Source organism: Pseudomonas sp. GW460-12-10-14-TSB1 (assembly GCF_017349775.1).
Taxonomy (GTDB): Bacteria; Pseudomonadota; Gammaproteobacteria; order Pseudomonadales; family Pseudomonadaceae; genus Aquipseudomonas; species Aquipseudomonas piscium.
The window spans coordinates 14,621-40,313 of record NZ_JACNAC010000049.1 but is presented as its reverse complement, the minus strand read 5'-3'; the positions used below and the strand labels follow the sequence as shown (position 1 = coordinate 40,313).

General features: G+C 62.0%; 25 protein-coding genes. 13 read left to right on the top strand and 12 right to left on the bottom strand.

Annotation, left to right across the window (positions count from 1 at the left end):
• From J4D52_RS23530 to J4D52_RS23520, 3 genes are all read left to right on the top strand, one after another.
• On the top strand, positions 1 to 1,098 hold the full coding sequence (locus tag J4D52_RS23530) for a DUF1513 domain-containing protein (protein ID WP_102677777.1): 1,098 nt from the start codon (positions 1 to 3) through the stop codon (positions 1,096 to 1,098).
• Positions 1,099 to 1,247: 149 nt separating this feature from the next.
• Positions 1,248 to 2,399, top strand: a complete 1,152-nt coding sequence (locus tag J4D52_RS23525) for an efflux RND transporter periplasmic adaptor subunit (RefSeq protein WP_102677776.1) — start codon at positions 1,248 to 1,250, stop codon at positions 2,397 to 2,399.
• A gap of 13 nt (positions 2,400 to 2,412) precedes the next feature.
• Positions 2,413 to 5,436 carry a multidrug efflux RND transporter permease subunit gene (locus tag J4D52_RS23520; RefSeq protein WP_102677775.1) on the top strand — a complete coding sequence of 1,008 codons (3,024 nt, stop codon included), beginning with the start codon at positions 2,413 to 2,415 and terminating at the stop codon, positions 5,434 to 5,436.
• Between the two features lie 59 nt (positions 5,437 to 5,495).
• On the opposite strand, the gene J4D52_RS23515 is transcribed toward J4D52_RS23520, so the two are convergent.
• From J4D52_RS23515 to colR, 5 genes are all read right to left on the bottom strand, one after another.
• The gene (locus J4D52_RS23515) at positions 5,496 to 5,723 is read right to left on the bottom strand and encodes a hypothetical protein (protein ID WP_025805983.1); all 228 of its coding nucleotides are present in this window, start codon (positions 5,721 to 5,723) and stop codon (positions 5,496 to 5,498) included.
• Between the two features lie 2 nt (positions 5,724 to 5,725).
• The gene (locus tag J4D52_RS23510) at positions 5,726 to 6,439 is read right to left on the bottom strand and encodes a lipopolysaccharide kinase InaA family protein (protein ID WP_025805984.1); all 714 of its coding nucleotides are present in this window, start codon (positions 6,437 to 6,439) and stop codon (positions 5,726 to 5,728) included.
• Positions 6,440 to 6,443: 4 nt separating this feature from the next.
• Complete coding sequence (locus J4D52_RS23505; RefSeq protein WP_025805985.1) at positions 6,444 to 7,124, bottom strand: class I SAM-dependent methyltransferase; 681 nt, start codon at positions 7,122 to 7,124, stop codon at positions 6,444 to 6,446.
• Positions 7,125 to 7,316: 192 nt separating this feature from the next.
• On the bottom strand, positions 7,317 to 8,597 hold the full coding sequence (locus tag J4D52_RS23500) for a HAMP domain-containing sensor histidine kinase (protein WP_025805986.1): 1,281 nt from the start codon (positions 8,595 to 8,597) through the stop codon (positions 7,317 to 7,319).
• Complete coding sequence (gene colR / locus J4D52_RS23495; RefSeq protein ID WP_009050537.1) at positions 8,587 to 9,270, bottom strand: two-component system response regulator ColR; 684 nt, start codon at positions 9,268 to 9,270, stop codon at positions 8,587 to 8,589. Before colR ends, J4D52_RS23500 begins: the two co-directional genes overlap by 11 nt.
• A gap of 219 nt (positions 9,271 to 9,489) precedes the next feature.
• Here colR and J4D52_RS23490 point away from each other — a divergent pair, with 219 nt between their 5' ends.
• Positions 9,490 to 10,233 carry a phosphatase PAP2 family protein gene (locus J4D52_RS23490; protein ID WP_102677773.1) on the top strand — a complete coding sequence of 248 codons (744 nt, stop codon included), beginning with the start codon at positions 9,490 to 9,492 and terminating at the stop codon, positions 10,231 to 10,233.
• Between the two features lie 147 nt (positions 10,234 to 10,380).
• On the opposite strand, the gene groL is transcribed toward J4D52_RS23490, so the two are convergent.
• The 4 genes from groL to J4D52_RS23470 all read right to left on the bottom strand — a co-directional run bounded on the left by groL (position 10,381) and on the right by J4D52_RS23470 (position 13,895).
• Positions 10,381 to 12,024, bottom strand: coding sequence for a chaperonin GroEL (gene groL, locus J4D52_RS23485; protein ID WP_063432817.1), 1,644 nt, complete (start codon positions 12,022 to 12,024; stop codon positions 10,381 to 10,383).
• Positions 12,025 to 12,073: 49 nt separating this feature from the next.
• On the bottom strand, positions 12,074 to 12,367 hold the full coding sequence (locus J4D52_RS23480; protein ID WP_009050540.1) for a co-chaperone GroES: 294 nt from the start codon (positions 12,365 to 12,367) through the stop codon (positions 12,074 to 12,076).
• Positions 12,368 to 12,620: 253 nt separating this feature from the next.
• The gene (locus J4D52_RS23475) at positions 12,621 to 13,097 is read right to left on the bottom strand and encodes an FxsA family protein (RefSeq protein ID WP_007932702.1); all 477 of its coding nucleotides are present in this window, start codon (positions 13,095 to 13,097) and stop codon (positions 12,621 to 12,623) included.
• A gap of 66 nt (positions 13,098 to 13,163) precedes the next feature.
• Entirely contained in the window at positions 13,164 to 13,895 is a 732-nt protein-coding gene (locus J4D52_RS23470) for a HugZ family protein (protein WP_102677771.1), read from the bottom strand.
• Between the two features lie 163 nt (positions 13,896 to 14,058).
• Between J4D52_RS23470 and J4D52_RS23465 the strand changes: the two genes are divergently transcribed.
• Positions 14,059 to 14,817 carry an SDR family oxidoreductase gene (locus tag J4D52_RS23465; RefSeq protein ID WP_102677770.1) on the top strand — a complete coding sequence of 253 codons (759 nt, stop codon included), beginning with the start codon at positions 14,059 to 14,061 and terminating at the stop codon, positions 14,815 to 14,817.
• Positions 14,818 to 14,887: 70 nt separating this feature from the next.
• On the opposite strand, the gene apbC is transcribed toward J4D52_RS23465, so the two are convergent.
• Positions 14,888 to 15,982 carry an iron-sulfur cluster carrier protein ApbC gene (apbC, locus tag J4D52_RS23460; protein WP_025805994.1) on the bottom strand — a complete coding sequence of 365 codons (1,095 nt, stop codon included), beginning with the start codon at positions 15,980 to 15,982 and terminating at the stop codon, positions 14,888 to 14,890.
• A gap of 189 nt (positions 15,983 to 16,171) precedes the next feature.
• On the opposite strand from apbC, the gene metG reads away from it, so the two are divergent.
• The 8 genes from metG to J4D52_RS23420 all read left to right on the top strand — a co-directional run bounded on the left by metG (position 16,172) and on the right by J4D52_RS23420 (position 23,269).
• A complete protein-coding gene (metG, locus tag J4D52_RS23455) occupies positions 16,172 to 18,217 on the top strand; it encodes a methionine--tRNA ligase (RefSeq protein ID WP_025805995.1) in 2,046 nt (681 codons plus the stop codon).
• Between the two features lie 132 nt (positions 18,218 to 18,349).
• On the top strand, positions 18,350 to 18,937 hold the full coding sequence (locus tag J4D52_RS23450) for an Rnf-Nqr domain containing protein (protein ID WP_102677769.1): 588 nt from the start codon (positions 18,350 to 18,352) through the stop codon (positions 18,935 to 18,937).
• Entirely contained in the window at positions 18,934 to 20,154 is a 1,221-nt protein-coding gene (gene rsxB / locus J4D52_RS23445) for an electron transport complex subunit RsxB (protein ID WP_102677768.1), read from the top strand. Before J4D52_RS23450 ends, rsxB begins: the two co-directional genes overlap by 4 nt.
• Positions 20,141 to 21,136, top strand: a complete 996-nt coding sequence (locus tag J4D52_RS23440; protein WP_102677767.1) for an RnfABCDGE type electron transport complex subunit D — start codon at positions 20,141 to 20,143, stop codon at positions 21,134 to 21,136. The genes rsxB and J4D52_RS23440 overlap by 14 nt, the downstream gene beginning before the upstream one ends.
• Entirely contained in the window at positions 21,133 to 21,744 is a 612-nt protein-coding gene (locus J4D52_RS23435) for an RnfABCDGE type electron transport complex subunit G (RefSeq protein WP_102677766.1), read from the top strand. The genes J4D52_RS23440 and J4D52_RS23435 overlap by 4 nt, the downstream gene beginning before the upstream one ends.
• Complete coding sequence (locus J4D52_RS23430) at positions 21,737 to 22,336, top strand: Rnf-Nqr domain containing protein (RefSeq protein WP_102677765.1); 600 nt, start codon at positions 21,737 to 21,739, stop codon at positions 22,334 to 22,336. Before J4D52_RS23435 ends, J4D52_RS23430 begins: the two co-directional genes overlap by 8 nt.
• Before the next feature lie 7 nt (positions 22,337 to 22,343).
• A complete protein-coding gene (gene nth, locus J4D52_RS23425) occupies positions 22,344 to 22,982 on the top strand; it encodes an endonuclease III (RefSeq protein WP_025806001.1) in 639 nt (212 codons plus the stop codon).
• Positions 22,983 to 23,089: 107 nt separating this feature from the next.
• Entirely contained in the window at positions 23,090 to 23,269 is a 180-nt protein-coding gene (locus J4D52_RS23420) for a PA3496 family putative envelope integrity protein (RefSeq protein ID WP_007922443.1), read from the top strand.
• Positions 23,270 to 23,458: 189 nt separating this feature from the next.
• Here the strand turns inward: J4D52_RS23420 and J4D52_RS23415 are convergent, their stop codons facing one another.
• Positions 23,459 to 24,085, bottom strand: coding sequence for a response regulator transcription factor (locus tag J4D52_RS23415; RefSeq protein ID WP_007922442.1), 627 nt, complete (start codon positions 24,083 to 24,085; stop codon positions 23,459 to 23,461).
• 348 nt (positions 24,086 to 24,433) lie between these two features.
• On the bottom strand, positions 24,434 to 25,651 hold the full coding sequence (locus tag J4D52_RS23410) for an argininosuccinate synthase (protein WP_102677764.1): 1,218 nt from the start codon (positions 25,649 to 25,651) through the stop codon (positions 24,434 to 24,436).
• Positions 25,652 to 25,693 lie beyond the last annotated feature (42 nt).

Below are 25,693 nucleotides of genomic sequence, written 5' to 3'. Positions count from 1 at the left end.
ATGCTGCGACGTCAGGCTCTGGCACTCGGCAGCCTGCTGCTGAGCGCCGTCACGCTGGGTGGTTGGACGCTGTTCAAGCACAAGGACCAAGGCCCGCTGCTGCTCTCGGCGCGGGATGACGGCGACGGCAAGCACTACGCCGTCGGCTATCGCCTGGATGGCCAGCAAGTGTTCGCCACCCAGGTCGGTCAACGCTGCCATGACATCGTCAACCACCCGACGCTGCCGATCGCCCTGTTCGTCGCCCGCCGCCCGGGCACCGAAAGCTACCTGATCGACCTGCGCGACGGCGCCTTGCTGCAAACCCTGGCCTCGCAGCCCAACCGGCACTTCTATGGCCACGCGGTGATCCACAAGAGCGGCGACTGGCTGTACGCCACCGAGAACGACACAAGCGATCCGGGTCGCGGCCTGCTCGGGGTGTATCGGTTCGAGGGCGAACGCCTGGTGCACAGCGGCGAGATCCCGACCCACGGCATCGGCCCGCACCAGGTGTCGTGGATGCCGGACGGCGAAACCCTGGTGGTGGCCAACGGCGGGATTCGCACCGAAGCGGAAAGCCGCGTCGAGATGAACCTCAACGCCATGGAACCGAGCCTGGTGCTGATGCAGCGCGACGGCAGCCTGCTGAGCAAGGAAACCCTGGCCCAGCAGATGAACAGCGTGCGCCACATGGGCATCGCCGGCGACGGCACCATAGTCACCGGCCAGCAGTTCATGGGCGACGCCCATGAGTCGTCGCAACTGCTGGCGATCAAGCGCCCGGGGCAACCGTTCCAGGCTTTCCCGGTGGCCGAGCACCAGTTGCAGGCAATGGGGCATTACACCGCCAGCGTCGCGGTGCACAGCGAACTGCGCCTGGTGGCCCTCACCGCCCCGCGCGGCAATCGCTTTTTCATCTGGGACCTGGACAGCGCCGAAGTGCGCCTGGACGCGCCCTTGCCGGACTGTGCCGGGGTCGGTGCGGTGGCGGACGGTTTTGTCGTGACCTCGGGTCAGGGGCGTTGCCGCTTCTACGACTGTCGCCAGAAACAACTGGTGGCAAAGCCCCTGGATTTGCCGGCAGGGCTCTGGGACAACCATTTGCACCTGGTCTAGCTTTCGCCTGCGCGCAGGATCGGAAAGCGGAGCCCCAGATGACCGGATTGTCATCTGGAAGCCCCCGGAAAGTCGGAGTAATGTCTCCGGCAATCAGCTTGGTTTTCCCTGCTTGGTTTTCCCAGCTTTGTTTTCCAAGGGACCGGAATATGCTGCGTCGCCGCATGCTTATCATGTTGGGTGTCGTCCTGCTGATCCTGCTGTCGCTGGCGGGCTACAAGGCCTTCTCCATCTATCAGCAGGTCAAGCTCTTCTCGGTGCCCAAGCCGCCGATCAGCGTGGCCGTGGCCACGGCTCGCGAACAACCCTGGCAAACCCGCCTGCCCACGGTCGGCACCCTCAAGGCCCTGCAGGGGGTCAACCTCAGCCTGGAAGTGGCCGGCACCGTCAAGGAACTGCAGTTCGAGTCCGGGCAAAAGGTCACGTCCGGCCAGCCCTTGCTGCAACTCGACAGTGCCGTGGAAAGCGCCCTGCTGGAAACCGCCCAGGCCGACCTGGGCCTGTCCCAGCTGGATTTCGGTCGCGGCAGCCAGCTGGTAGGCAGCCAGGCGATTTCCCGCGGCGAATTCGATCGATTGTCGGCGGTGCTGCAAAAGAACAAGGCCACGGTCAATCAGCTCAAGGCGGCGCTGGCGAAAAAACGCATGCTCGCGCCCTTCAGCGGCACCATCGGCATCCGCCATGTGGATGTCGGCGACTACCTGGCCAGCGGCACGGTGATCGCCACCCTGCAGGACCTCAGCAGCCTGTATGTCGACTTCTTCGTCCCGGAACAGGCGGTGCCGAAAATCGCCCTGGGGCAATCGGTCAGCGTGATGGTCTCCGCCTATCCGGCGGACCAGTTCACCGCCACCATCAGTGCCATTAACCCCAAGGTCGAAGACACCACGCGTAACGTGCAGGTGCGCGCCACCCTGGCCAACCCCGACGGCAAGCTGCTGCCCGGCATGTTCACCAACCTGCAGGTGCTGCTGCCCGATCCGCAGCCCCGGGTGGTGGTCCCGGAAAGCGCCATCACCTACTCCCTGTATGGCAATTCGCTGTACGTGGTCAGTGAGAAAAAGGCCGACGACGGCAGCCCGGAAAAAGACGACAAGGGCCAGCCGGTGCTGATCGCCGAACGGCGCTTCGTTGAAACCGGCGAGCGGCGCAACGGGCTGGTGCTGATCAACAAAGGCGTGAGCAACGGCGAACAGGTGGTGAGCGGCGGGCAGATCAAGCTCGACCATGGCGCCCACATCACCACCACACCGGACAAGACGCTGCCCGCCGAACAGAACGGCCAGCCACGCGCGAACTGATCAAGGAGTCCTCATGGCTTTTACCGATCCGTTCATCCGTCGTCCGGTCCTGGCCACCGTGGTCAGCCTGCTGATCGTGCTGCTGGGCTTCCAGGCCTGGAGCAAACTGCCTCTGCGCCAGTATCCGCAGATGGAAAACGCCCTGATCACGGTGACCACCGCCTACCCCGGAGCCAACGCCGAGACCATCCAGGGCTATATCACCCAGCCGATGCAGCAGAGCCTGGCCAGCGCCGAGGGAATCGACTACATGACCTCGGTCAGCCGCCAGAACTTCTCGGTGATCTCGGTCTACGCCCGTATCGGCGCCAACAGCGACCGCCTGTTCACCGAGCTGCTGGCCAAGGCCAACGAGGTGAAAAACAAGCTGCCCCAGGACGCCGAGGACCCGGTGCTGAGCAAGGAAGCCGCCGACGCCTCGGCACTGATGTACATCAGCTTCTTCAGCCAGGATCTGAGCAACCCGCAGATCACCGACTACCTGTCGCGGGTGATCCAGCCGAAACTGGCGACCCTGCCGGGCATGGCCGAGGCCGAGATCCTTGGCAACCAGGTGTTCGCCATGCGCCTGTGGCTGGACCCGGTCAAGCTCGCCGGCTACGGCCTGAGCGCCAGCGACGTGACCAGCGCGGTGCGCCGCTACAACTTCCTGTCCGCGGCCGGCGAGGTCAAGGGCGAGTACGTGGTCACCAGCATCAACGCCAGCACCGAGCTGAAATCCGCCGAAGCCTTCGCCGCCATTCCCCTGCGGACCGAGGGCGACAGCCGGGTACTGCTCAGCGACGTGGCACAGGTGGAAATGGGTGCGGAGAACTACAACGCCATCAGCTCCTTTGGCGGCATTCCTTCGGTCTATATCGGCATCAAGGCGACCCCCAACGCCAACCCGCTGGACGTGATCAAGGAAGTGCGCAAGATCATGCCGGAGCTGGAGGCCCAGCTGCCGCCCAACCTCAAGTCCGAGATCGCCTACGACGCCACGCTATTCATCCAGGCCTCGATCAACGAGGTGGTGAAGACCCTGTTCGAAGCCGTGCTGATCGTGATCGTGGTGGTGTTCCTGTTCCTCGGCGCGCTGCGTTCGGTAGTGATCCCGGTGGTGACCATTCCGCTGTCGATGATCGGCGTGATGTTCTTCATGCAGTTGATGGGCTACTCGATCAACCTGCTGACCCTGCTGGCGATGGTGCTGGCCATCGGCCTGGTGGTGGACGACGCCATCGTGGTGGTGGAAAACATCCACCGCCATATCGAGGAAGGCAAGACGCCGCTGGACGCGGCCCTCGAAGGCGCCCGGGAAATCGCCATGCCGGTGGTGTCGATGACCATCACCCTGGCGGCGGTCTACGCCCCCATCGGCTTCCTGCAGGGGCTCACCGGGGCGCTGTTCAAGGAGTTCGCCCTGACCCTGGCCGGCGCGGTGGTGATTTCCGGCATCGTCGCCCTGACCCTGTCGCCGATGATGTGCGCCCTGCTGCTGCGCCACGACGAAAACCCCAGCGGCCTGGCCCACCGTCTCGACCTGATTTTCGAGAGCCTCAAGCGGCGCTACCAGAGCCTGCTGCATGGCACCCTCAACACCCGGCCGGTGGTGCTGGTGTTCGCCCTGATCGTGCTGTGCCTGATCCCGGTCCTGCTCATGTTCACCAAGTCGGAACTGGCCCCGGACGAGGACCAGGGCATCATTTTCATGATGGCCACCGCACCCCAGCCGGCCAACCTGGATTACCTCAACGCCTATACCGACGAGTTCCTGGAGATCTTCAAGACGTTCCCCGAGTACTACTCCTCGTTCCAGATCAACGGCTTCAACGGCGTGCAATCGGGGATCGGCGGCTTCCTGCTCAAGCCCTGGAACGAGCGCAAGCGCACGCAGATGCAGATCCTGCCCGAAGTCCAGGCCCGGCTCGCGGGCATCGCCGGGCTGCAGGTCTTCGGTTTCAACCTGCCATCCCTGCCGGGCACCGGCGAGGGGCTGCCGTTCGCCTTCATCATCAACAGCCCCAACGATTACGAGTCGTTGCTGGAGCTCTCCGACCGGGTGAAGAAGCGCGCCATGGAGTCGGGCAAGTTCGCCTTCGTCGACATCGACCTGGCCTTCGACAAGCCGGAAGTGGTGGTCGACATCGACCGCGCCAAGGCGGCGCAGATGGGCGTGTCGATGCTGGACCTGGGCGGGACCCTGGCCACCTTGCTCGGCGAGGCGGAAATCAACCGCTTCACCATCGAGGGGCGCAGCTACAAGGTCATCGCCCAGGTCGAACGGCCTTATCGCGACAACCCCGAATGGCTGAACAACTACTATGTGAAAAACGCCAGGGGCGAGGCGCTGCCGCTGTCGACCCTGATCAGCGTCCACGATAGGGCCCGCCCGCGACAGCTCAACCAGTTCCAGCAACTCAACGCCGCCACCATTTCCGGGTTCCCGGTCGTCAGCATGGGTGAAGCCATCGATACCGTGCGCCAGATCGCCGAGGAAGAAGCCCCGCCGGGCTACGCCTTCGACTATGCCGGGACCTCACGACAGTTCGTCCAGGAAGGCAGTGCGCTGTGGGTGACCTTTGGCCTGGCGCTGGCGATCATTTTCCTGGTGCTGGCGGCGCAGTTCGAGAGTTTCCGCGATCCGGTGGTGATCCTGGTGACGGTGCCGCTGTCGATCTGCGGGGCCTTGATTCCACTGTTTCTCGGCTGGTCGAGCATGAACATCTATACCCAGGTCGGGCTGGTGACCCTGATCGGCCTGATCAGCAAGCACGGGATCCTGATCGTCGAGTTCGCCAACCAGCTGCGCAAGGACCAGGGACTGACGCCGCGCGAGGCAGTGGAAGCTGCCGCGGCCATTCGCCTGCGGCCGGTATTGATGACCACCGCGGCGATGGTCTTCGGCATGGTGCCGCTGATCCTGGCCACGGGCGCCGGCGCGGTCAGCCGGTTCGACATCGGCACGGTGATCGCCACGGGGATGTCGATCGGCACCCTGTTCACCCTGTTCGTGCTGCCCTGCATCTACACCCTGCTGGCCAGACCGGACAAGTAAAGAGCTCCCAATAAAAAAGGCCTCGCGATGCGAGGCCTTTTTATCGGGCTTTATGGTCTTCAACTCTGCGGCCTCATTCCCTGAGTCAAGCCGAACATGAACAACAACAGGTCACGATCGGGTTGGGCTGCCTGGGTCGCCTTGACGACCCGTGGCAACGGGCAATGCGCATCACCCTGCGCCGTGCTGAGGACTTCCATGCGTGGCTGCTCCCATGCAGCCACCGCCAAGGATGCAACTGCCAAGGCTCCTATTAAAAACAAACCTCGTGCAATTTCGAGCTTCATCACTATAAGCCTTTGATAGCGCTGCCAAACGCCGTCCTATAAAAATAGTAGAGTTTGTCCCAGTCCGTGGCACTCCACGACGAGTGGCGACGCAATTGTTTCATGTCATGGGCGGCGGCCCGTTTAGCGGTCAGGCGCTGGCGGCATTTCTCGAAATCCAGCAGCGCGATATCCACCTTCGCCGCTGCGCCTTCACCCATGACCCGTACGAACACATGCTTGCTATACAGGCAGCCATGCTGCCAGCGGCCCCGGTGCATGCGCGCCAGCGTGGCCGCCAATTCCTTGAGTACAGACTCGTGCAGGGCCTCGCCGTGCCGCTCGCGCTCGCCAGCGGCATACCAGTGGTCGATTTCCACAAAGCCGTCCAGCGCCTCGGTCACCAGCAACGCACGCCACTGGCCCTGGGAATCACGCTGCGCACCACAGAACACCAGGTGCGGCACCTCCACGTTGAGCTGGCTCAGGCCCTTGAGCGCATCCTGCTCGCGCAGCACCGTGGGACGGCCGAAGGGGTGCAACCAGCTGCGATATATATGGCCGATCTGGCGCTTGGCATACAGCACACGCCCGTCAGTGCCCGGAAGACGTTGGACACCGCTTTCCCCGCCTCGACGTTGATTGGGCTCTTCGACCCACTCCCCCTGCTGATTCCAGAAGTAATCGAAACGGTCCGCAGCAGCGACTTCCATTCCCGGTGCACATTCAACGGCCATCCTGTTACCTCTTGCGTAATACGTAGACCCGCCACATGGCATAGAGCGGAAAAAAGTCCAGATGATCCTGAACGCGAAACCCGGCCTGCTTGAATTCTTCTTCAACCGTGGCAGCCGGTAACACAAAACGGTTCTGGTAACCTTCCTGCCCGGATTCCTCCTTGCGCCGGACTTCCATGCGCTTGCGTTTCCAGGCCTTGAAGTTGCCATCGACCCACAGTGAAACGATCACGCTGTCCCGGGTAACCCGCTGGAACTCCCGGAGCAGAGCCAGGCGATGGGACGACTCGCCAATGTGATGCAGCAGCCGCATGCAGAAAATGCTGTCGACGGCGTTGTCCGGTAAGTTGATGTCGAAGGCAGACGTCTGCAAGGGTTGTACCCGTTTCACCACCTCGGCCGGTTGCGCCACCGTGGCGATCTTCAACATCGCCGCGGAGTTGTCCGCACCGATGATCACCCGGTTGGGTTTCTCCGCCAGCAACGGCCAGAAACGCCCGGCACCACAGGGCAGGTCAAGCACCAGCCCCGGCTCTCCGGCCATGGCCAGCGCGGCACGCGCCAACTGCTCGTCACGCTTGTGGGACATCCGGCGAGCTACGCCATCCTGATGCTTGAGCAGATACTCCTGAGCATGTTGTTCGTCGTACTTCTCGGAAAATTCCAACTTGATCGGGGTCGCCATCACACAGTCTCCTGAATCTGATGGCCTCACCTTAGGCAGCGGCTTGTCAGCGTCAGGTCATGTCTTTGTGAAAACTTCGTCCGGTCCAGAGCGGAAATATTTCAGGGTTTTACAGGCTCTGACAGATGGCCTGGGGCCATCAACCAGGGAAATTCCCGACCTGACGGCCCACGCAGAAGCCATAGAGACCCGTCATGCCGTGCGACGGTTCAACTCGACATGAAACCGGCAGCCGTTGGGCTCCATGGTGCTGAGGCTGACGCTCCAGCCTTGGTCCTCGCAGATCCGCTGCACCAGCGACAAGCCCAGGCCCAGGCCCTCGCCGCGCTTCTCGTTGCCGCGCACGAAGGGTTCGAACATCGCCTCGCGTTTCTCCTCGGGAATGCCGACACCGCTGTCCTCGACCACAAAGCCGCGGGGCTCCAGACTCAGGCGAATGAAGCCCTGCTCGGTGTAGTGCAGGGCGTTACGCAGCAGGTTGCCCATCACCGCGTGCAGGAAGGTGGCGTTATAGCGGGTGTCCAGTGGTTGGCCGGCATCGAAGATCAGCTCCAGGCCCTTTTGCCGGATCGGTCCCCCCCACAGCCCCATCAGGTCTTCGGCCACCTGGCTCAAGCTCGCCTGGGGCGACATGCCGCCGTCTTCGCGCTGGGCGCGGGCCAGCATCAGGAAAGTCTGCACCAGCTCGCGCATCTCGCCACACGCCCGGGCGATACGCTCGACCTGGGCCCGACCGCGCTGGTCGATCGCCGGGTTTTCCAGTAACAGCTCGCAGGAGCTGGCCAGTACCATCAGCGGCGTACGCAGTTCGTGGCTGACATCGCTGGTGAACAGCCGCTCGCGGTTCAGGGCCTGGCGCAGACGTCCCAGGGTGGCGTCAAAGGCCACCGCCAGCTCCCCTACTTCGTCGGCCGCGTAGTCCGGTGCCAACGGCGGCGCCAGCCCCAGCAGTTGGTCGCGATGCCGCACCTGACGCGCCAGCCTCACCACCGGCGCCATGACCCGGCGCGCCAGTACCCAGCCGAGGAACACCGCCAAGGCCAGGCTCAGCACGAAGCCCACCAGCACCACCGCGAAGAGCACCCGTTCGCGCTCTTCGAAATCGCTCTGATCCTGCAGCAACACGTAGCGCCGACCGTCGACCACCTCGACCATGGCGTGGTACGACAGCTGTTCGCGGAATACCTCATGAAAGCCCGGATCCAGGTGCCGCAGATCCTTGGGCAACTCGAAGTCGCCACGCCCGCCGCTGAAGTAAAACAGCTGGTCCGGCTCGGGACGGTGGCTCCAGTCGGAAACGTTGTCCATCAACAGCAAACGCTGAAGGTCGCCCCCCAGGCCCGCGGAAATCAGCTTCTCTTCCACCAGGTGCACCGTCGCCACGATACCCAGGGCGAAGGCTCCAGCGACCAGCGCACTCATCAGCGCAAAGGCGATGATGATCCGCTGGGAAAGGCTTTGCTTAAACTCCATCACGACCCTCGGCCAGGCGGTAACCGACCCCGTGCACGGTATGCAGCAACGGTTTGCCGAACGGCTTGTCGATCACCTGGCGCAATTGGTGGACGTGGCTGCGCAGGCTGTCGCTGTCCGGGCAGTCGTCGCCCCACAGCGCTTCTTCGAGGATTTCGCGGCGCAGCACGTGCGGGCTCTTCTGCATCAGCACCGCCAGTAACTTGAGCCCGACCGGGTTGAGCTTGAGCAGGCGCCCTTCGCGAGTGACCTCCAGGGTATCGAGGTCATAACTCAGGTCGCCGACCTGCAGGGCCCGGCGTCCGCCGCCCTGGGTGCGGCGCATGACCGCCTCGACCCGCGCGGCCAGCTCGGACAAGGCGAAAGGCTTGACCAGGTAATCGTCGGCCCCGGACTTGAAGCCCTGCAGGCGATCGTCCAGTTGATCGCGGGCAGTGAGCATGATCACCGGCGTATCGCGGCGGGCATCTTCGCGCAGGCGCTTGCACAGGGTGTAGCCATCGATACCCGGCAGCATGATGTCGAGCACGATCAGGTCGTAATGTTCGGTGGCGGCCAGGTGCAGGCCCGACAGACCGTCCTGGGCACAGTCCACGGTGTAGCCTTTAAGCCCCAGGTAGTCGGCCAAGTTGGCCAGAATATCGCGGTTGTCTTCAACCAGTAGAATTCGCATGGGCACTCTCTCCGCACACAGTTACGGCCGTCTTGGCTCGCGCAGCTTAAGGCCAAGTGTGGCTGACGGCTAGGGTTGTTCAATCCCCCGTGGCGAATGCCGCCGCAGGGTTCCAGGGCCTTGACGAGTTTTTCACCCAGGGTTCACACGCTGACGACAAGGGCCGCTCCAGACTCCGCGGGAACCCGCGACCGCAACGCTTCCCTCGAAGGACTTTCCATGGCTCCGACCCTCGCCCGCCCCGCCTCCAGAGCGCTGAACTGGTGGATCTGCCTGGGCGTTCCCGCCCTGGCTGCCGTCAGCTTGCTGCTGCTTGAACTGACCTCCCTGGACATGGACCTGGCCCACTACTTTTATGACCCCGCCGCTGGTGGCTTCATCGGCGGCCACAGTTATTTCCTGGAAAATATCCTGCATGACCGGGCCAAGCAGGTGGTCATCGTCTTTTCGGTGCTGGCCATTGTCGGCTTCATCGGCGCCTTCTTCGTCCAGTGTCTCAAGCCGTTCAAGCGCGAACTGGGCTGCCTGGTGCTGTCGCTGGGCCTAGCCACCGCCTTCGTCACCCCGGTCAAGGCAGTCACCGCCGTGCAGTGTCCCTGGAGCCTGAAAGAGTTCGGCGGCAAGGAAACCTACAGCGAACTGCTCAGCCCCCGGCCAGCGACCGACAAGCCCGGCCGCTGCTGGCCAGGCGGCCATGCCGCCACCGGCTTCACTTTGTTCGCCCTGTTCTTTGTCCTGCGTGATCGCCGCCCGCGCCTGGCGCGCAAGGCGCTGGTGTTCGCCTTTGCCCTCGGCACGGTGTTCTCGGTCGGGCGCATGCTGCAGGGCGCGCACTTCTTCTCCCACAACGTCTGGACCGCGATCTTCTGCTGGCTGATCTGCCTGGGGGCCTACTACTTCATTCTCTATCGACCGGCGGGCAAGGCTGAGCCTGTGCTGGAGACGGAAGCGGTCAAGGCCTAAGTCTTATGGCGAAAACATGCCCACGCCTACCGCGTAGAGGCGAGCTTGTTCGCGATGGCGCCAGCCCAGGCAGTCAAAGATCCCGCCCATAAAAAAGCCCCGCCGGCTTTCGCCGGCGGGGCTTTTTCGTACGGGGGTAAGGCTGGCTTACATCATGCCGCCCATGCCACCCATGCCGCCCATGTCTGGCATGCCGCCAGCTGCAGGCTTGTCTTCAGCGATTTCAGCAACAGCCGCTTCGGTGGTCAGGATCAGACCGCCGATGGAGGATGCCGCTTGCAGCGCCGAACGGGTCACCTTGGTTGGGTCCAGGATGCCCATTTCGATCATGTCGCCGTATTCGCCGGAAGCAGCGTTGTAACCGAAGTTACCCGAACCCTGCTTGACCTTGTCGACCACTACGCTTGGCTCGTCGCCGGAGTTGGCAACGATCTGGCGCAGAGGTGCTTCGACAGCGCGACGCAGAACAGCGATACCCACGTCCTGATCGGCGTTGTCGCCTTTCAGGCCGCTGATCGATTGCAGAGCACGGATCAGGGCTACGCCACCGCCAGGTACCACGCCTTCTTCAACGGCCGCACGGGTAGCGTGCAGGGCGTCTTCAACGCGGGCTTTCTTCTCTTTCATTTCAACTTCGGAACCGGCGCCAACCTTGATCACCGCAACGCCGCCGGACAGCTTGGCCAGGCGCTCTTGCAGTTTTTCACGGTCGTAGTCGGACGAAGTGTCGGCCACTTGTTGACGGATCTGGGTCACACGAGCCTGGATGTCCGCTTCAACGCCAGCACCGTCGATGATGGTGGTGTTTTCTTTGGACAGGATCACGCGCTTGGCGTTACCCAGGTGCTCCAGGGTGGTGCTTTCCAGGCTCAGGCCGATCTCTTCGGAGATAACGGTACCGCCGGTCAGGACGGCGATGTCCTGCAGCATGGCCTTGCGACGGTCGCCGAAGCCTGGCGCCTTGACGGCAGCGACTTTGACGATGCCACGCATGTTGTTCACAACCAGAGTCGCCAGGGCTTCGCCTTCAACGTCTTCAGCCACGATCAGCAGTGGGCGGCCGGCTTTGGCAACGGCTTCCAGCACTGGCAGCATTTCGCGGATGTTGGAGATCTTCTTGTCCACCAGCAGGATCAGCGGGCCGTCCAGCTCGGCGACCATGGTGTCCGGCTTGTTGATGAAGTAAGGGGACAGGTAGCCACGGTCGAACTGCATGCCTTCAACGACAGACAGTTCGTTTTCCAGGCCCGAGCCTTCTTCAACGGTGATCACGCCTTCTTTACCGACTTTTTCCATGGCTTCGGCAATGATGTCGCCGATGGAGTTGTCGGAGTTGGCGGAGATAGTGCCGACCTGAGCGATCGCCTTGGAATCGGCGCATGGCTTGGACAGACCTTTGAGCTCTTTGACGATGGCGATGGTCGCCTTGTCGATGCCGCGCTTCAGGTCCATCGGGTTCATGCCGGCAGCGACGGCTTTCAGGCCTTCGTTGACGATCGACTGAGCCAGTACGGTAGCGGTGGTGGTACCGTCGCCGGCGTCATCGTTGGCACGGGAAGCAACGTCTTTTACCAGCTGTGCGCCCATGTTTTCGAAGCGATCTTTCAGCTCGATTTCTTTGGCGACGGAAACGCCGTCCTTGGTGATGGTCGGAGCGCCGAAGCTCTTCTCGATGATCACGTTACGGCCTTTCGGGCCCAGGGTCGCTTTTACCGCGTCAGCCAGGACGTTAACGCCGGTGAGCATTTTCTTGCGGGCGGAGTCGCCGAATTTAACTTCTTTAGCAGCCATGATCGATATTCCTTAAATACTTTGTAGTAACGGGAAAATGAGCGGGTAATCAGCCTTCGATAACGGCGAGAATTTCGTTCTCAGCCATTACCAGCAGGTCTTCGCCGTCTACTTTCACAGTGTTGCTGCCGGAGTAAGGGCCGAACACAACCTTGTCACCCACTTTCACGGCCAGCGCACGTACTTCACCGTTGTCGAGGATACGACCGGTACCTACAGCGACGATTTCGCCACGGTTAGGTTTTTCAGCGGCCGAACCTGGCAGAACGATACCGCCAGCGGTTTTCGATTCTTCTTCGCTGCGACGGATGACGACGCGGTCATGCAGAGGACGAAGCTTCATTGTCGATCTCTCCTAATTATGGTTTTCAGCGGCCGGTGTCGTTACCGGCGGGTTAACAAATCCGGCGTGGCCGGTTGCGGCTCGACGAGCGAGACGCGGAAGTCTGTCTGGTGTTGCCACCAGAAACCTTGCGGTGACCGATACATGTGGGCGCATATGCTTATTACAAGGGCTGCCCAGTGAAATTTTTTAGATTTTCAGTCGGGCAAAACGAACACGGCACCCGAAGGTGCCGTGTCGATCATTGAGAGACTCAGGAATCGCGGTGCTCGAACTCGCCTTCGATCACATTCGGCTCGCGGCCCAGAGGGCGTTGCGGCGCAGGTCCGCCACGGGCGGCCTGCATGTCGTCGGCAAAGGCACGCTGACGAATGGCCTGTTCTTCGGCACGCTGGCGCATCTTGTTGGCCAGCAGGCGACGGGTGATCGGCAACAGCATGAACAGGCCGAATACGTCACTGATGAAGCCAGGCAGGATCAACAGGCCGCCCGCCAGGGCCAGCATCAGGCCTTCGAGCATGGTCTGGGCCGGCAGCTCGCCGCGGTTCAGGCTTTCACGGGCACGCAATGCCGTGGCCAGCCCCGCGACGCGCAGGACCAGCACACCCAGCATCGAGCCCAGGATGATCAGCAGCAACGCCGGGAAAAACCCGATCGCACCGCTGACTTTGACGAATACGAACAGCTCTAGCACCGGGAACAGCAGAAAGAGCAACAGAAAAGGGCGCATCAAATGGTTTCCTCTACGGAAGAATGCCTTCCAGTAGACCCTAGATGACGTCGGCAATTCGTGAATTCAAGCCTCGGCCCCGGCATTTTTCGGCCATTGCTCGGCGTGAGCCAGAAAAACCAAGGCCTCGCGCACTTGTGTCGGCGTATTACAAGGGCTGGGGAACGGCAGCCAGTACAACCCCTGGCCGATCCGCAGGTGCATGCCTTCGGTATCGATGCCGGCCAGTTGCGCCGCAGCGGTTTTCGGCAACCCGGCCAGGTCGACGTAATGGGCGATGGCCTTGGCGTGATCGCTGTTCATGTGTTCGACCATGCTCAGCTCGGCCTTGCCGGCAAACGGGTTGGCCAGCGTTACCTGGTCGATCCAGTGGATCGCGCCAAAGCCGCCGATGTAGCGATGACGCACCGGCTTGAGCAGCCAGAAATCGAAATCGTGGGCCTTGTGGTAGTTATGCGACTCCGGGAAATAGCGGTAGTAGCGTTCGGCGGCCGCCTCGATCGCCGCGGCGTCCTCGAGCTTTTCGGCTTCGGCCAGATAGGTCAGGCGGCCCACCGCCTGGACGTCCTCGGCGTCGCGCTCGCCCACCAGCAGCGAACACTTGGGATCCTTCTGCAGGTTGTGGGTGTGCTGGGCAATACGGCTGATCAGGATCAGTGGCCGCCCCTGCTCGTCCAGGCAATAAGGAACCACCGAGCCGAAAGGAAAACCCGGCATCGCCTTGGAGTGCGTCGACAGCACGCCACGGTATTCCTTGAGCAGTAATTCTCGTGCATGCTTCGCAGCTTCAACGCTCAATTTATGACTCCTTATATAGAATCCGTCTAAAACGGACGGGCGTATGGAGCAAAGTTCCAGCGACGCCATCGGGGCAATTCTCAATCTGCAGCCAGGCCATGCCCGACGCACAAGAGAGGCGCCTTAAAGGACACCACTCCAGTTCTGCTTTCGGAGCATGCGAATGCAACTCAATGACAAAGTAATCATTATCACCGGCGGTTGCCAGGGTCTGGGCCGCTCCATGGCGGAGTATTTCGCCAGCAAAGGCGCCAGGCTGGCACTGGTCGACCTGAATCAGGAAAAGCTCGACCAGGCCGTTGCCGCCTGCCAGGCCGCGGGAGTCGAGGCCCGTGCCTACCTGTGCAACGTCGCCAATGAAGAGCAGGTGGAACATATGGTCACCCAGGTTGCCGCAGACTTCGGCGCCATTCACGGCCTGATCAATAACGCCGGCATCCTGCGCGACGGCTTGCTGCTCAAGGTCAAGGACGGCGAGATGACCAAGATGAGCCTGGCCCAATGGCAGTCGGTGATCGACGTCAACCTCACCGGCGTATTCCTCTGCACCCGCGAAGTCGCGGCGAAGATGATCGAGCTGAAAACCAGCGGCGCGATCATCAATATTTCCTCGATCTCCCGTGCCGGCAATATCGGCCAGACCAACTACTCCGCCGCCAAGGCCGGGGTCGCCGCGGCGACCGTGACCTGGGCCAAGGAGCTGGCGCGCTACGGCATTCGCGTGGCCGGCATCGCACCGGGCTTCATCGAAACCGAAATGACCCTGGGCATGAAGCCCGAAGCCCTGGAGAAAATGACCTCCGGCATCCCGCTCAAGCGCATGGGCAAGCCGGAAGAAATCGCTCACTCGGCGGCCTATATCTTCGAGAACGACTATTACACCGGCCGGATCCTTGAGCTGGACGGCGGCCTGCGGATCTGAACCCCGCCCATAAAACACCCATAAAAAAGCCCGGTGCACTGCACCGGGCTTTTTTGTTTGCCCAACCGGCTCAGTCGTCGCTGACGGTAATGTTCGGCATCGCCGGCGCCGCGGCTTCCTGCAACACGATGCGCGCGCCGACATGGCGGGCCAGTTCCTGGTAGACCATGGCGATCTGGCTTTCCGGCTCGGCGATCACGGTCGGCTTGCCGCCATCGGCCTGCTCGCGAATCAGCATCGACAACGGCAGCGAGGCCAGCAGTTCGACGCCATATTGGGTCGCCAGCTTCTCGCCACCGCCTTCGCCAAACAGGTGCTCGGCGTGGCCGCAGTTGGAGCAGATGTGCACCGCCATGTTTTCCACCACGCCCAGCACCGGGATGTTGACCTTGCGGAACATCTCCACGCCCTTGCGCGCGTCCAGCAGCGCCAGGTCTTGCGGGGTGGTGACGATGACTGCGCCGGCCACCGGGACCTTCTGCGCCAGGGTCAGCTGGATATCGCCGGTGCCTGGCGGCATGTCGATCACCAGGTAGTCCAGGTCGCCCCAGGCGGTCTGGGTCACCAATTGCAGCAGGGCACCGGAGACCATCGGCCCGCGCCAGACCATCGGCGTGTTGTCATCGGTCAGGAAAGCCATGGACATGACCTCGACCCCGTGGGACTTGATCGGCACGAACCATTTCTGGTCCTTGACCTGCGGCCGGGTGCCCTCGGCGATACCGAACATGATGCCCTGGCTCGGGCCATAGATATCCGCATCGAGAATCCCCACCTTGGCGCCTTCGCGGGCCAACGCCAGGGCCAGGTTGGCCGCGGTGGTGGACTTGCCCACGCCACCCTTGCCGGATGCCACTGCCACCACGTTCTTGACGTTGGCCAGGCCCGGAACCTGCGCCTGGGCCTTGTGCGCGGCGATCACGCTGGTGACCTCGACCTTGGCCGCTGTCACGCCGTCCAGGCCTTCGATGGCCAGTTGCAGCATCTGCGCCCAGCCGCTCTTGAACAGGCCGGCGGCATAACCCAGCTCGAGCTGGACCGTTACCCGGTCCCCCTGGACATCGATGGCACGGACACAACCGGCACTGACCGGGTCCTGGTTCAGGTAGGGGTCGGTGTATTGGCGAAGAACGGCTTCCACCGCTGCGCGATTGACGGCGCTCATGGGCAACTCCGATAACAAGACGGGAAAATCAGGCGGCTATCCTACGCCGGACGCTCATTTGTGGCGAGGGAGCTCGTCCTTCGCCACGAACCCCGGCGGCGCGACACCCGGAAACCGGCCTGAAGGGTGAAAAATATGCGCCGGCGCTTTATAGTGGCCGACCTCCGTTTCATCAAGTAGCCGAGCCCCATGTCCGAGCCACGCAAGATCCTCGTCACCAGCGCCCTGCCCTATGCCAATGGTTCCATCCATCTTGGCCATATGCTTGAGTACATCCAGACCGATATGTGGGTGCGCTTCCAGAAGCATCGCGGCAATCAATGCATCTATGTCTGTGCGGACGACGCTCACGGCTCGGCCATCATGCTGCGCGCGGAAAAGGAAGGCATCACCCCGGAACAACTGATCGCCAACGTCCAGGCCGAACACAGCGCCGACTTTGCCGACTTCCTGGTGGACTTCGACAACTTCCACTCGACCCACGCCGAAGAGAACCGTGAGCTGTCGAGCCAGATCTACCTGAAGCTGCGCGACGCCGGGCACATCGCCACGCGCTCGATCACTCAGTATTTCGACCCGGAAAAACAAATGTTCCTGGCCGACCGCTTCATCAAGGGCACCTGCCCGAAATGCGGCACCGAGGACCAGTACGGCGACAACTGCGAAAAATGCGGCGCCACCTACGCGCCGACCGATCTGAAGGATCCGAAGTCGGCGATTTCCGGTGCTACCCCGGTGCTCAAGGATTCCCAGCACTTCTTCTTCAAGCTGCCGGACTTCCAGCAGATGCTGCAGGAGTGGACCCGCAGCGGCACCCTGCAGGACGCCGTGGCGAACAAGATCGCCGAATGGCTGGATGTCGGCCTGCAGCAGTGGGACATCTCCCGCGACGCGCCGTATTTCGGCTTCGAGATCCCCGACGAGCCGGGCAAGTACTTCTATGTCTGGCTGGACGCGCCGATCGGCTACATGGCCAGCTTCAAGAACCTGTGCAACCGCACGCCGGAGCTGGACTTCGACGCGTTCTGGGGCAAGGACTCGACGGCCGAGCTGTACCACTTCATCGGCAAGGACATCGTCAACTTCCACGCGCTGTTCTGGCCAGCCATGCTCGAAGGCGCCGGCTACCGCAAGCCGACCGGCATCAACGTGCACGGCTACCTGACCGTCAATGGCCAGAAGATGTCCAAGTCCCGCGGCACCTTCATCAAGGCCCGGACCTACCTCGACCACCTGTCGCCGGAATACCTGCGTTACTACTACGCGGCCAAGCTGGGCCGTGGCGTCGACGACCTGGACCTGAACCTCGAAGACTTCGTGCAGAAGGTCAACTCCGACCTGGTGGGCAAGGTGGTGAACATCGCCAGCCGTTGCGCCGGCTTCATCCACAAAGGCAACGCCGGCGTGCTGGTGGACCAGAATGCCGCGCCGGAGCTGACCGACGCCTTCCTGGCGGCCGCGCCAAGCATCGCAGATGCCTATGAGGCCCGCGACTTCGCTCGCGCCATGCGTGAAATCATGGCCCTGGCCGACCGCGCCAACGCCTGGATCGCCGACAAGGCGCCGTGGTCGTTGAACAAGCAGGAAGGCAAGCAGGATGAGGTCCAGGCCATCTGCGCCACCGGCGTCAACCTGTTCCGCCAACTGGTGATCTTCCTCAAGCCGGTGCTGCCGCTGCTGGCCGCCGATGCCGAGGCGTTCCTCAACGTCGCCCCGCTGACCTGGAACGACCACCAGCACCTGCTGAGCAACCATCAGCTGAACGAATTCAAGCCGCTGATGACGCGGATCGACCCAGTGAAAGTACAAGCCATGACCGACGCCTCGAAAGAAGACCTGACCGCCAGCCAGACCGATACTGGCGCTCAGCAAGGCAATGGCGAGCTGGCCAAGGATCCGCTGTCGCCGGAAATCGACTTCGACACCTTCGCCGCCGTCGACCTGCGCGTGGCCCTGATCGTCAAGGCCGAACACGTGGAAGGCGCCGACAAGCTGCTGCGCCTGACCCTGGATATCGGTGACGAACAACGCAACGTGTTCTCCGGGATCAAGAGCGCCTACCCGGATCCGTCCAAGCTCGACGGTCGCCTGACCATGATGATCGCCAACCTCAAGCCACGGAAAATGAAGTTCGGCATCTCCGAAGGCATGGTGATGGCGGCCGGCCCTGGCGGCGAAGAGATCTACCTGCTGAGCCCGGACAGCGGCGCCAAGCCGGGTCAGCGGATCAAGTAAACCCGTCTGCGGGATCGATCCCCCCGTCGCGCCGCTGCGTGGCGGGGGGATTTTCATATCTGGATGGGCCTGCGCCCTTGCCGGATAATTGCCTAGTCTTCAGGTATACGCCCGCCCTCACCGGCCACGAACATGACCGAGATTGTCCTCACGCTCATCAGCGCTGCCCTGATCAACAACTTCGTGTTGCAGTGGCCGCTGGGCGTCGATCCGCTGTTGCAGGCCAGTGCCGAGCCGCAGGTTGCGCGGCGGCGGATCCATGCCCTGGGGATCGCCACCAGTTGCCTGATGCTGCTCTGCAGCCTGCTGGGCTATGGGCTTTATCAGGCACTGTTGGTGCCGCTGGGCCTGACCTCGCTGCAACTGTTCGTGTTCCTGCCGCTGGGCGTGCTGCTGATCGCCCCACTGCTCAAGCTGCTGACCCGGATGTTGCCCGGGCTGCCGTTCGACGGCCTCTGGCCGCTGCTGCTGGGCAACGCCGGCGTGCTCGGCGCGTTGCTGCTGGCGGTCCAGGCCAATCGGGGAATCGCTTATAGCCTCGCCCTGGGCCTGGGCGCGGGCCTCGGTTTCTGGCTGGTGCTGAGTCTGTTCAGCGACCTGCGCCAGCGCATTCTCAACAACGATGTGCCCCTGCCCTTTCGCGGCCTGCCGATCGACCTGATCAGCGCCGGCCTGATGGCGGTGGCATTTCTCGGTTTCAACGGACTGCTCAACCCATGAGTCTGATTCAACGCATCGACGCCCTGCTGCCGCAGACCCAATGCGGCAAGTGCGGCCATCCCGGATGCAAGCCCTACGCCGAAGGCATCGCCAACGGCGAGGCGATCAACAAGTGCCCGCCCGGTGGCGACGAAACCATCGCCGGCCTGGCCAGGCTGCTGAACGTCCCAGTGGTGGAGTTGGACATCAGCCGCGGCCCAGCGCCGGCCCAGGTGGCCTTTATCCGCGAAGCCGAATGCATCGGCTGCACCAAGTGCATCCAGGCCTGCCCGGTGGATGCCATAGTCGGTGCGGCCAAGCAGATGCACACGGTGCTGATCGACGAATGCACCGGCTGCGATCTCTGCGTGGCACCGTGCCCGGTGGACTGCATCGAGATGCACCCGCTGCCGCTAAACAATGTGTTGCCGATCGTCGGTGGCCTGGCCACCAGCCTCGAAGAACAGCGCGCCCGGACCGCCAAACGCGATCACGCGCGCCTGCGTTTCGAGCGCCGCAACGCTCGGCTGGAACGCGAAGAACAGCACAAGCAGGCCGAACGTGCCGCCCGCGCACAACGTGCGACGCAGCCCAGCGAAACCACCTTGAACCCGGTGCAGGCGGCCATCGAGCGGGTACGCGCGCAAAAGGCAGCCGCCGCCGATGCCGCGGTGAAAAAAGCCAAGATCGATCTGGCGATGAGCCGGGCCCAGTTGAACAAATCGCTGAAAGCCTTCGGCCACCCGCCGACCTTCGAGCAACAGTCGCAACTGATCGTCCTGCAGCGCCAGTTCGAGGCCGCCGAACAAGCTCTCGCCCAACTGGAAAGCGCTGCCGAAAGCACTGTCGCTCCCTCAGCCTCACCGCCTCCCGCCAAAGACGCCGAGCTCAAGCGCGCGAAAATCCAGCTGGCGACGCGCCGCGCGGAACTGAAAAAGGCCCAGGCCAACCAGGCGCCTGCCGAACAATTGGCCAGCCTGGAGCAGGCACTGAAAGACGCAGAACAGGCCTTGCACGCAGCTGAAGAAGCCAGCGGACAACCGGCCCCCAATCTGGTGCGGGTCGAGAAGCGCCCGATCGACGTCCGCCTGCGGCAACTGAAAACCGAACTGGCTTACGCTCGGGCGCAAGTCAGCAAACTGGAACGCCACAGCGACACCCCGCCGCCCCTGCTGGCCGAGGCCCGCGAACGGCTGGCCGAAGCCGAGCGCCAGGTACAAGCCCATGACGCCCCTTGAGCAGCCGGACGAGCGCCTGCAACAAGCCATGAAGCGTGTGCTTCTGGCAACCCTGCCGGGGCTGCTGGCGCTCTTCTGGCTGTTTGGCTGGGGGATTCTGATCAACCTGCTGCTGGCCTGTGCCACTGCCCTTGCCGTCGAAGCTGCAGTACTCCGATTGCGCCAGTGGCCGCTGCGTCCCTTCCTTGGCGATGGCAGCGCCCTGGTCAGCGCCACCCTGCTGGCCCTGGCCTTGCCGCCGTACTGCCCGTGGTGGCTGACGGTCAGTGCGGCGGCCTGTGCCTTGCTGTTCGGCAAGCATCTGTATGGCGGCGTCGGCAAGAATCCGTTCAACCCGGCGATGCTCGGTTATGCCCTGGTGCTGGTGTCGTTCCCCCAGCAGATGACTCACTGGCCGGCCTCCCATGGCCTGGACCTGCTGGGCGGCCTGCAGCAGATCTTCGGCATAGCCCTCGACAGCACGGCACCCGATGCCTGGGCCCAGGCCACGGCGCTCGACAGCCTGCGCATCAACAAGAGCCTGACCATCGACGAACTGTTCGCCGGCAATGCCGCCTTCGGCCATTTCGGCGGCAAGGGTGTGGAATGGGTCAACCTGGCCTTTCTCGCCGGTGGCGCCTTTTTGCTGCAGCAACGGGTATTCAGCTGGCACGCACCGGCCGGCATGCTCGGCAGCCTGTTCGTCATCAGCCTGCTGTGCTGGAACGGCTCCGGGTCGGACTCCCACGGCTCGCCGTTTTTCCACCTGCTGACCGGCGCCACCATGCTCGGCGCCTTCTTTATCGTCACCGAGCCGGTCTCCGGCCCCAGGTGCGCAAAGGCGCGCCTGCTGTTCGGGGTCGGGGTCGGCCTGCTGACCTACCTGATCCGAACCTGGGGCGGTTACCCCGACGGTGTTGCCTTCGCGGTACTGCTGATGAACCTCGCCGTCCCGGCCCTGGAGCGCCTGGCTACTCCAGCCCCTGAGCCTTTCCTGCGATGAATCGCGTAACGAGTCTGGGAGTGTTGGTATTGCTGGCAGCTATCGGCGCCACCGGTACTTTCTTCGTCCATCAGGCCACGGCCCCAGGCATCGAGCGCGAACAGCGCGCCATCCAGGCACGCAATCTGCTGGATATCCTGCCCATCGACAGCTACGACAATCAGCCGCTGGATCAGCCCCTGGCCGTCGATAACATCCCGCTCAGCCACAGCACCCTGCTCGCTGGTTATCGCGCCACCCGCAACGGCCAGCCCAGTGCCGTGTTGCTACGCAGCCAGGTCAGCGGTTACGGCGGCCCGATCGAGCTGCTGATCGGCATCGCCGCCAATGGCAAACTGCTGGGTAGCAAGGCCCTCAGGCATTCGGAAACCCCCGGGCTGGGCGCGCGCATCGCCGAGCGCCCCAATGCCTGGCTGCAGGGTTTTATCGGCAAGTCGTTGGGCAACCCGGGCGACGCCGGCTGGGCACTGAAAAAGGACAATGGTCAATTCGACCAGATGGCCGGGGCCACCATCACCTCACGGGCGGTGGTCGAGGGGATTCACGACAGCCTGCGTTACTTCGACGAGCATCGCGAACAACTGCTGGGAAGTCCCGCCCATGAATAAATCCTCGCCCCTGCAGAATGCCCTGATGCTGACGCCGCTGATCGGCGCCAGCGACTCACTGGTCAAGGCCCTGGGCCTGGCCCTGGTATTTCTCTGCGTGAGCGCGGTGTTCGGCCTGTGCATGAATGCCCTGCGCCCACGCCTGGCTGGTCAGGGTCGCCTGGGCGCCAGTATCCTGCTCAGCGCCACACTCACCAGTTGTGCCATGCTGGCCGCGCAGGCCTGGGCCTTCGAGCTGCAACAACAGCTGGCCCTCTACCTGGGCCTGATTGCCGTGCAATGCGTAGTACTGGAGTACCAGGATTTTTTCCAGCGTCCCGTGCGCTTGCGTTTCGCCGGCCGGTTCTGCCTGCTGCTGATTACCCTGGGCGCACTGCGCGAAGCCTTCGGCAGTGGCACCATTGGCAATCATCTGCAATGGCTGCTGGGGATGAACGATGTCGACTGGCCAGGCTGGGTTCTGACCTCCCAGGGCGGCTTGCACCTGCTGACGCTCGCCCCTGGCGGTTTTATCCTGTTGGGGCTGCTGCTGGCTGCCAGGCAGGCCTGGGCTGCTGCTTCGACCTCACACCGACCGCCTTCAAGGAAATGACTCACCCATGAATGCTGCAAAACGCCTGGAAATTTTCCGCAGGCTGCACGAAGACAATCCGGAACCGAAAACCGAACTGGCCTATTCGTCGCCCTTCGAGCTGCTGATTGCCGTGATCCTCTCGGCCCAGTCCACCGATGTCGGGGTCAACAAGGCGACGGCCAAGCTCTTCCCCGTGGCCAACACGCCGGCCGCCATCTATGCCCTGGGCGTCGAAGGCCTATCCGAGTACATCAAGACCATCGGCCTGTACAACAGCAAGGCGAAAAACGTGATCGAAACCTGCCGCTTGCTGGTGGAACGGCACAACAGCGAAGTCCCGCAGACCCGGGAAGAGCTTGAAGCCCTGCCGGGCGTCGGCAGGAAGACCGCCAATGTGGTGCTCAATACCGCCTTCCGCCAACTGACCATGGCCGTCGATACGCACATCTTCCGGGTCAGCAACCGCACGGGACTGGCGCCGGGGAAAAATGTCGTGGAAGTCGAACAGAAACTGATGAAGTTCGTGCCCAAGGAGTATCTCCTCGACTCCCATCACTGGCTGATTCTCCATGGCCGCTACGTCTGTCTGGCCCGCAAGCCGCGCTGCGGAAGCTGCCGGATCGAGGATCTGTGCGAATACAAGCACAAGACCTCTGACGATTGAGCAATTATTGATTTTGATGATAGGTCGATTGAAAAAATCTTTTTTACCAGTCCCGAGAATATCGATATAAGGAGCGCCAATGGCAGTCTTAGCCTGGAGTTAACCTTATGAGTACTGGTAAAGAACAACTGGACGTAGAAGACGACTTCACCCCTGTTGAAACAGAAGATGCGGAGCCTGTGGTAGAGGTAGCCAAGACCAACTTGAGCAAACGTCGGACCATCGACAACCTTCTGGAAGAGCGGCGCTTGCAAAAGCAACTGGCCGATTACGACTTTGATCTTTAGTAACAAAAAGCCTCCTTTTACGGAGGCTTTTTTGTTACACCAGCTAACACTCCGAGTCGGCTTTTCAAAGCAGGTCATGCGCGACTGATGGATCCAACATCGTCGACAGACCGGCAAGCCCACAACGTAATGAAGGCTCGCAAAAACCGCTGCTTTTCCCTCGCGAGCCTTGTTGTGGCACCTCAACCTTCATACCAACTGATGGCGCTTGGCAAACTCGATCAGGTCCACCAGCGAGCGGGCGTTGAGTTTTCCCAACAGCCGCCTTTTGTAGGTGCTCACCGTTTTACTGCTCAAACACAGGCCCTCGGCAATCTCCTTGTTGGTCTGCCCACCGGCGAGTTGCTTCAGAACCATCAGCTCCCGACCGGACAGGCTGGACAACATCCCCTCCTCGCTGGCGATGCCCAGGCTCGAGCGCAGGGTATGCAAGGCCTCGTTGGGAAAGTAACTGTAGCCAGCCAGGACTGCCCTGACGGCGCTGATCAATTCAGTGATGTCCTGCTGCTTGCACACATAACCCGCCGCGCCGGCCTGCATGCAACGCATCGAGAAAGGGCCAGGTACTTGCAGGCTCAATACCAGCACTTTGGTCGACATGGCTTTTGACGAAAGTCTGGCGATAACTTCCAGGCCATCGAGTTTGGGAATACCAATATCAAGAATAAGGATGTCTGGAACATGTTCATAAGACAGTTTCAGGGCATCCATGCCATTGTCCGCCTCGGCAACTACTTCAAAGCCGTGCCGCTCCATCAGCATGCGCACAGCCAGACGAGTGACGGGATGATCATCTACGATCAAAACTTTCTTCATGGGTAAGTCCAGAGTCCGCTATTGGTTTTTCAAGCAAACACCATAACCCAGTCATTTGGCCCGTGGCATGGCCACGCCCTGAGCCAGCATCGCCCAGAGAAGTTCCTTACAAACAATACGGATTTACCCTACAAGGAAAATTTGAACGTCGCTCCTTATATATAAGCAACTCCGAACTTCCTACACTTTGTATTGAAAAGAACAGACTGAAAGATAGTCGAGAACCCGTTGAAACAATGACCTGTGGAAACTTTAGTCATGGCCTTCAGATACCCGCCTGATCGATTAAATCATCAGGCATAAAAAAGCCCCGCTCATGGCGGGGCTCTTTTAAAACGACTCAACGCATCAGGACAGAGTCCGACCCTTGTTGGCCGCAATGCGCATGCGCAGGGCATTGAGCTTGATGAAGCCAGCCGCATCCGCCTGGTTGTAGGCGCCGCCGTCTTCTTCGAAGGTCGCGATGTTGGCATCGAACAGCGACTCATCGGACTTGCGACCGGTGACGATCACATTGCCCTTGTACAGCTTCAGGCGAACCACGCCGTTCACGTGGGCCTGGGAGGCGTCGATCATCTGTTGCAGCATCAGACGCTCAGGGCTCCACCAGTAGCCGGTGTAGATCAGGCTGGCGTACTTGGGCATCAGCTCGTCTTTCAGGTGAGCCACTTCGCGATCCAGGGTGATCGATTCGATCGCCCGGTGAGCGCGCAGCATGATGGTGCCGCCAGGGGTTTCGTAGCAGCCGCGGGACTTCATGCCGACATAGCGGTTTTCCACGATGTCCAGACGACCGATGCCGTTTTCACCGCCGATGCGGTTCAGGGTCGCCAGCACGGTGGCCGGGGTCATCTCGACGCCGTCGATCGCCACGATGTCGCCGTTGCGGTAGGTCAGCTCGATGTAGGTCGGGGTGTTGGGAGCCTTCTCCGGGGAGACGGTCCAGCGCCACATGTCTTCTTCGTGCTCGGTCCAGGTGTCTTCCAGCACGCCGCCTTCATAGGAGATGTGCAGCAGGTTGGCATCCATCGAGTACGGGGATTTCTTCTTGCCGTGACGCTCGATCGGGATCGCGTGCTTCTCGGCGTAGTCCATCAGCTTCTCGCGGGACAGCAGGTCCCACTCGCGCCAAGGCGCGATCACTTTCACCCCTGGTTTCAAGGCATAGGCGCCCAGTTCGAAACGAACCTGGTCGTTGCCCTTGCCGGTAGCGCCGTGGGAAATGGCGTCGGCGCCGGTTTCGTTGGCGATCTCGATCAGGCGCTTGGCGATCAACGGACGAGCGATGGAGGTACCCAGCAGGTACTCACCTTCGTAAACGGTGTTGGCGCGGAACATCGGGAAAACGAAATCGCGGACGAACTCTTCGCGCAGATCGTCGATGTAGATCTCTTTCACGCCCATGGCTTGCGCCTTGGCACGTGCAGGTTCGACCTCTTCGCCCTGACCCAGGTCAGCGGTGAACGTCACCACTTCACAGTTATAAGTATCCTGCAGCCACTTGAGGATCACCGAAGTGTCCAGGCCGCCGGAATACGCCAGAACGACCTTGTTTACGTCCGCCATGCCATCACTCCACGGGGTTCTACGGAAAGCCATCAAGTCTAC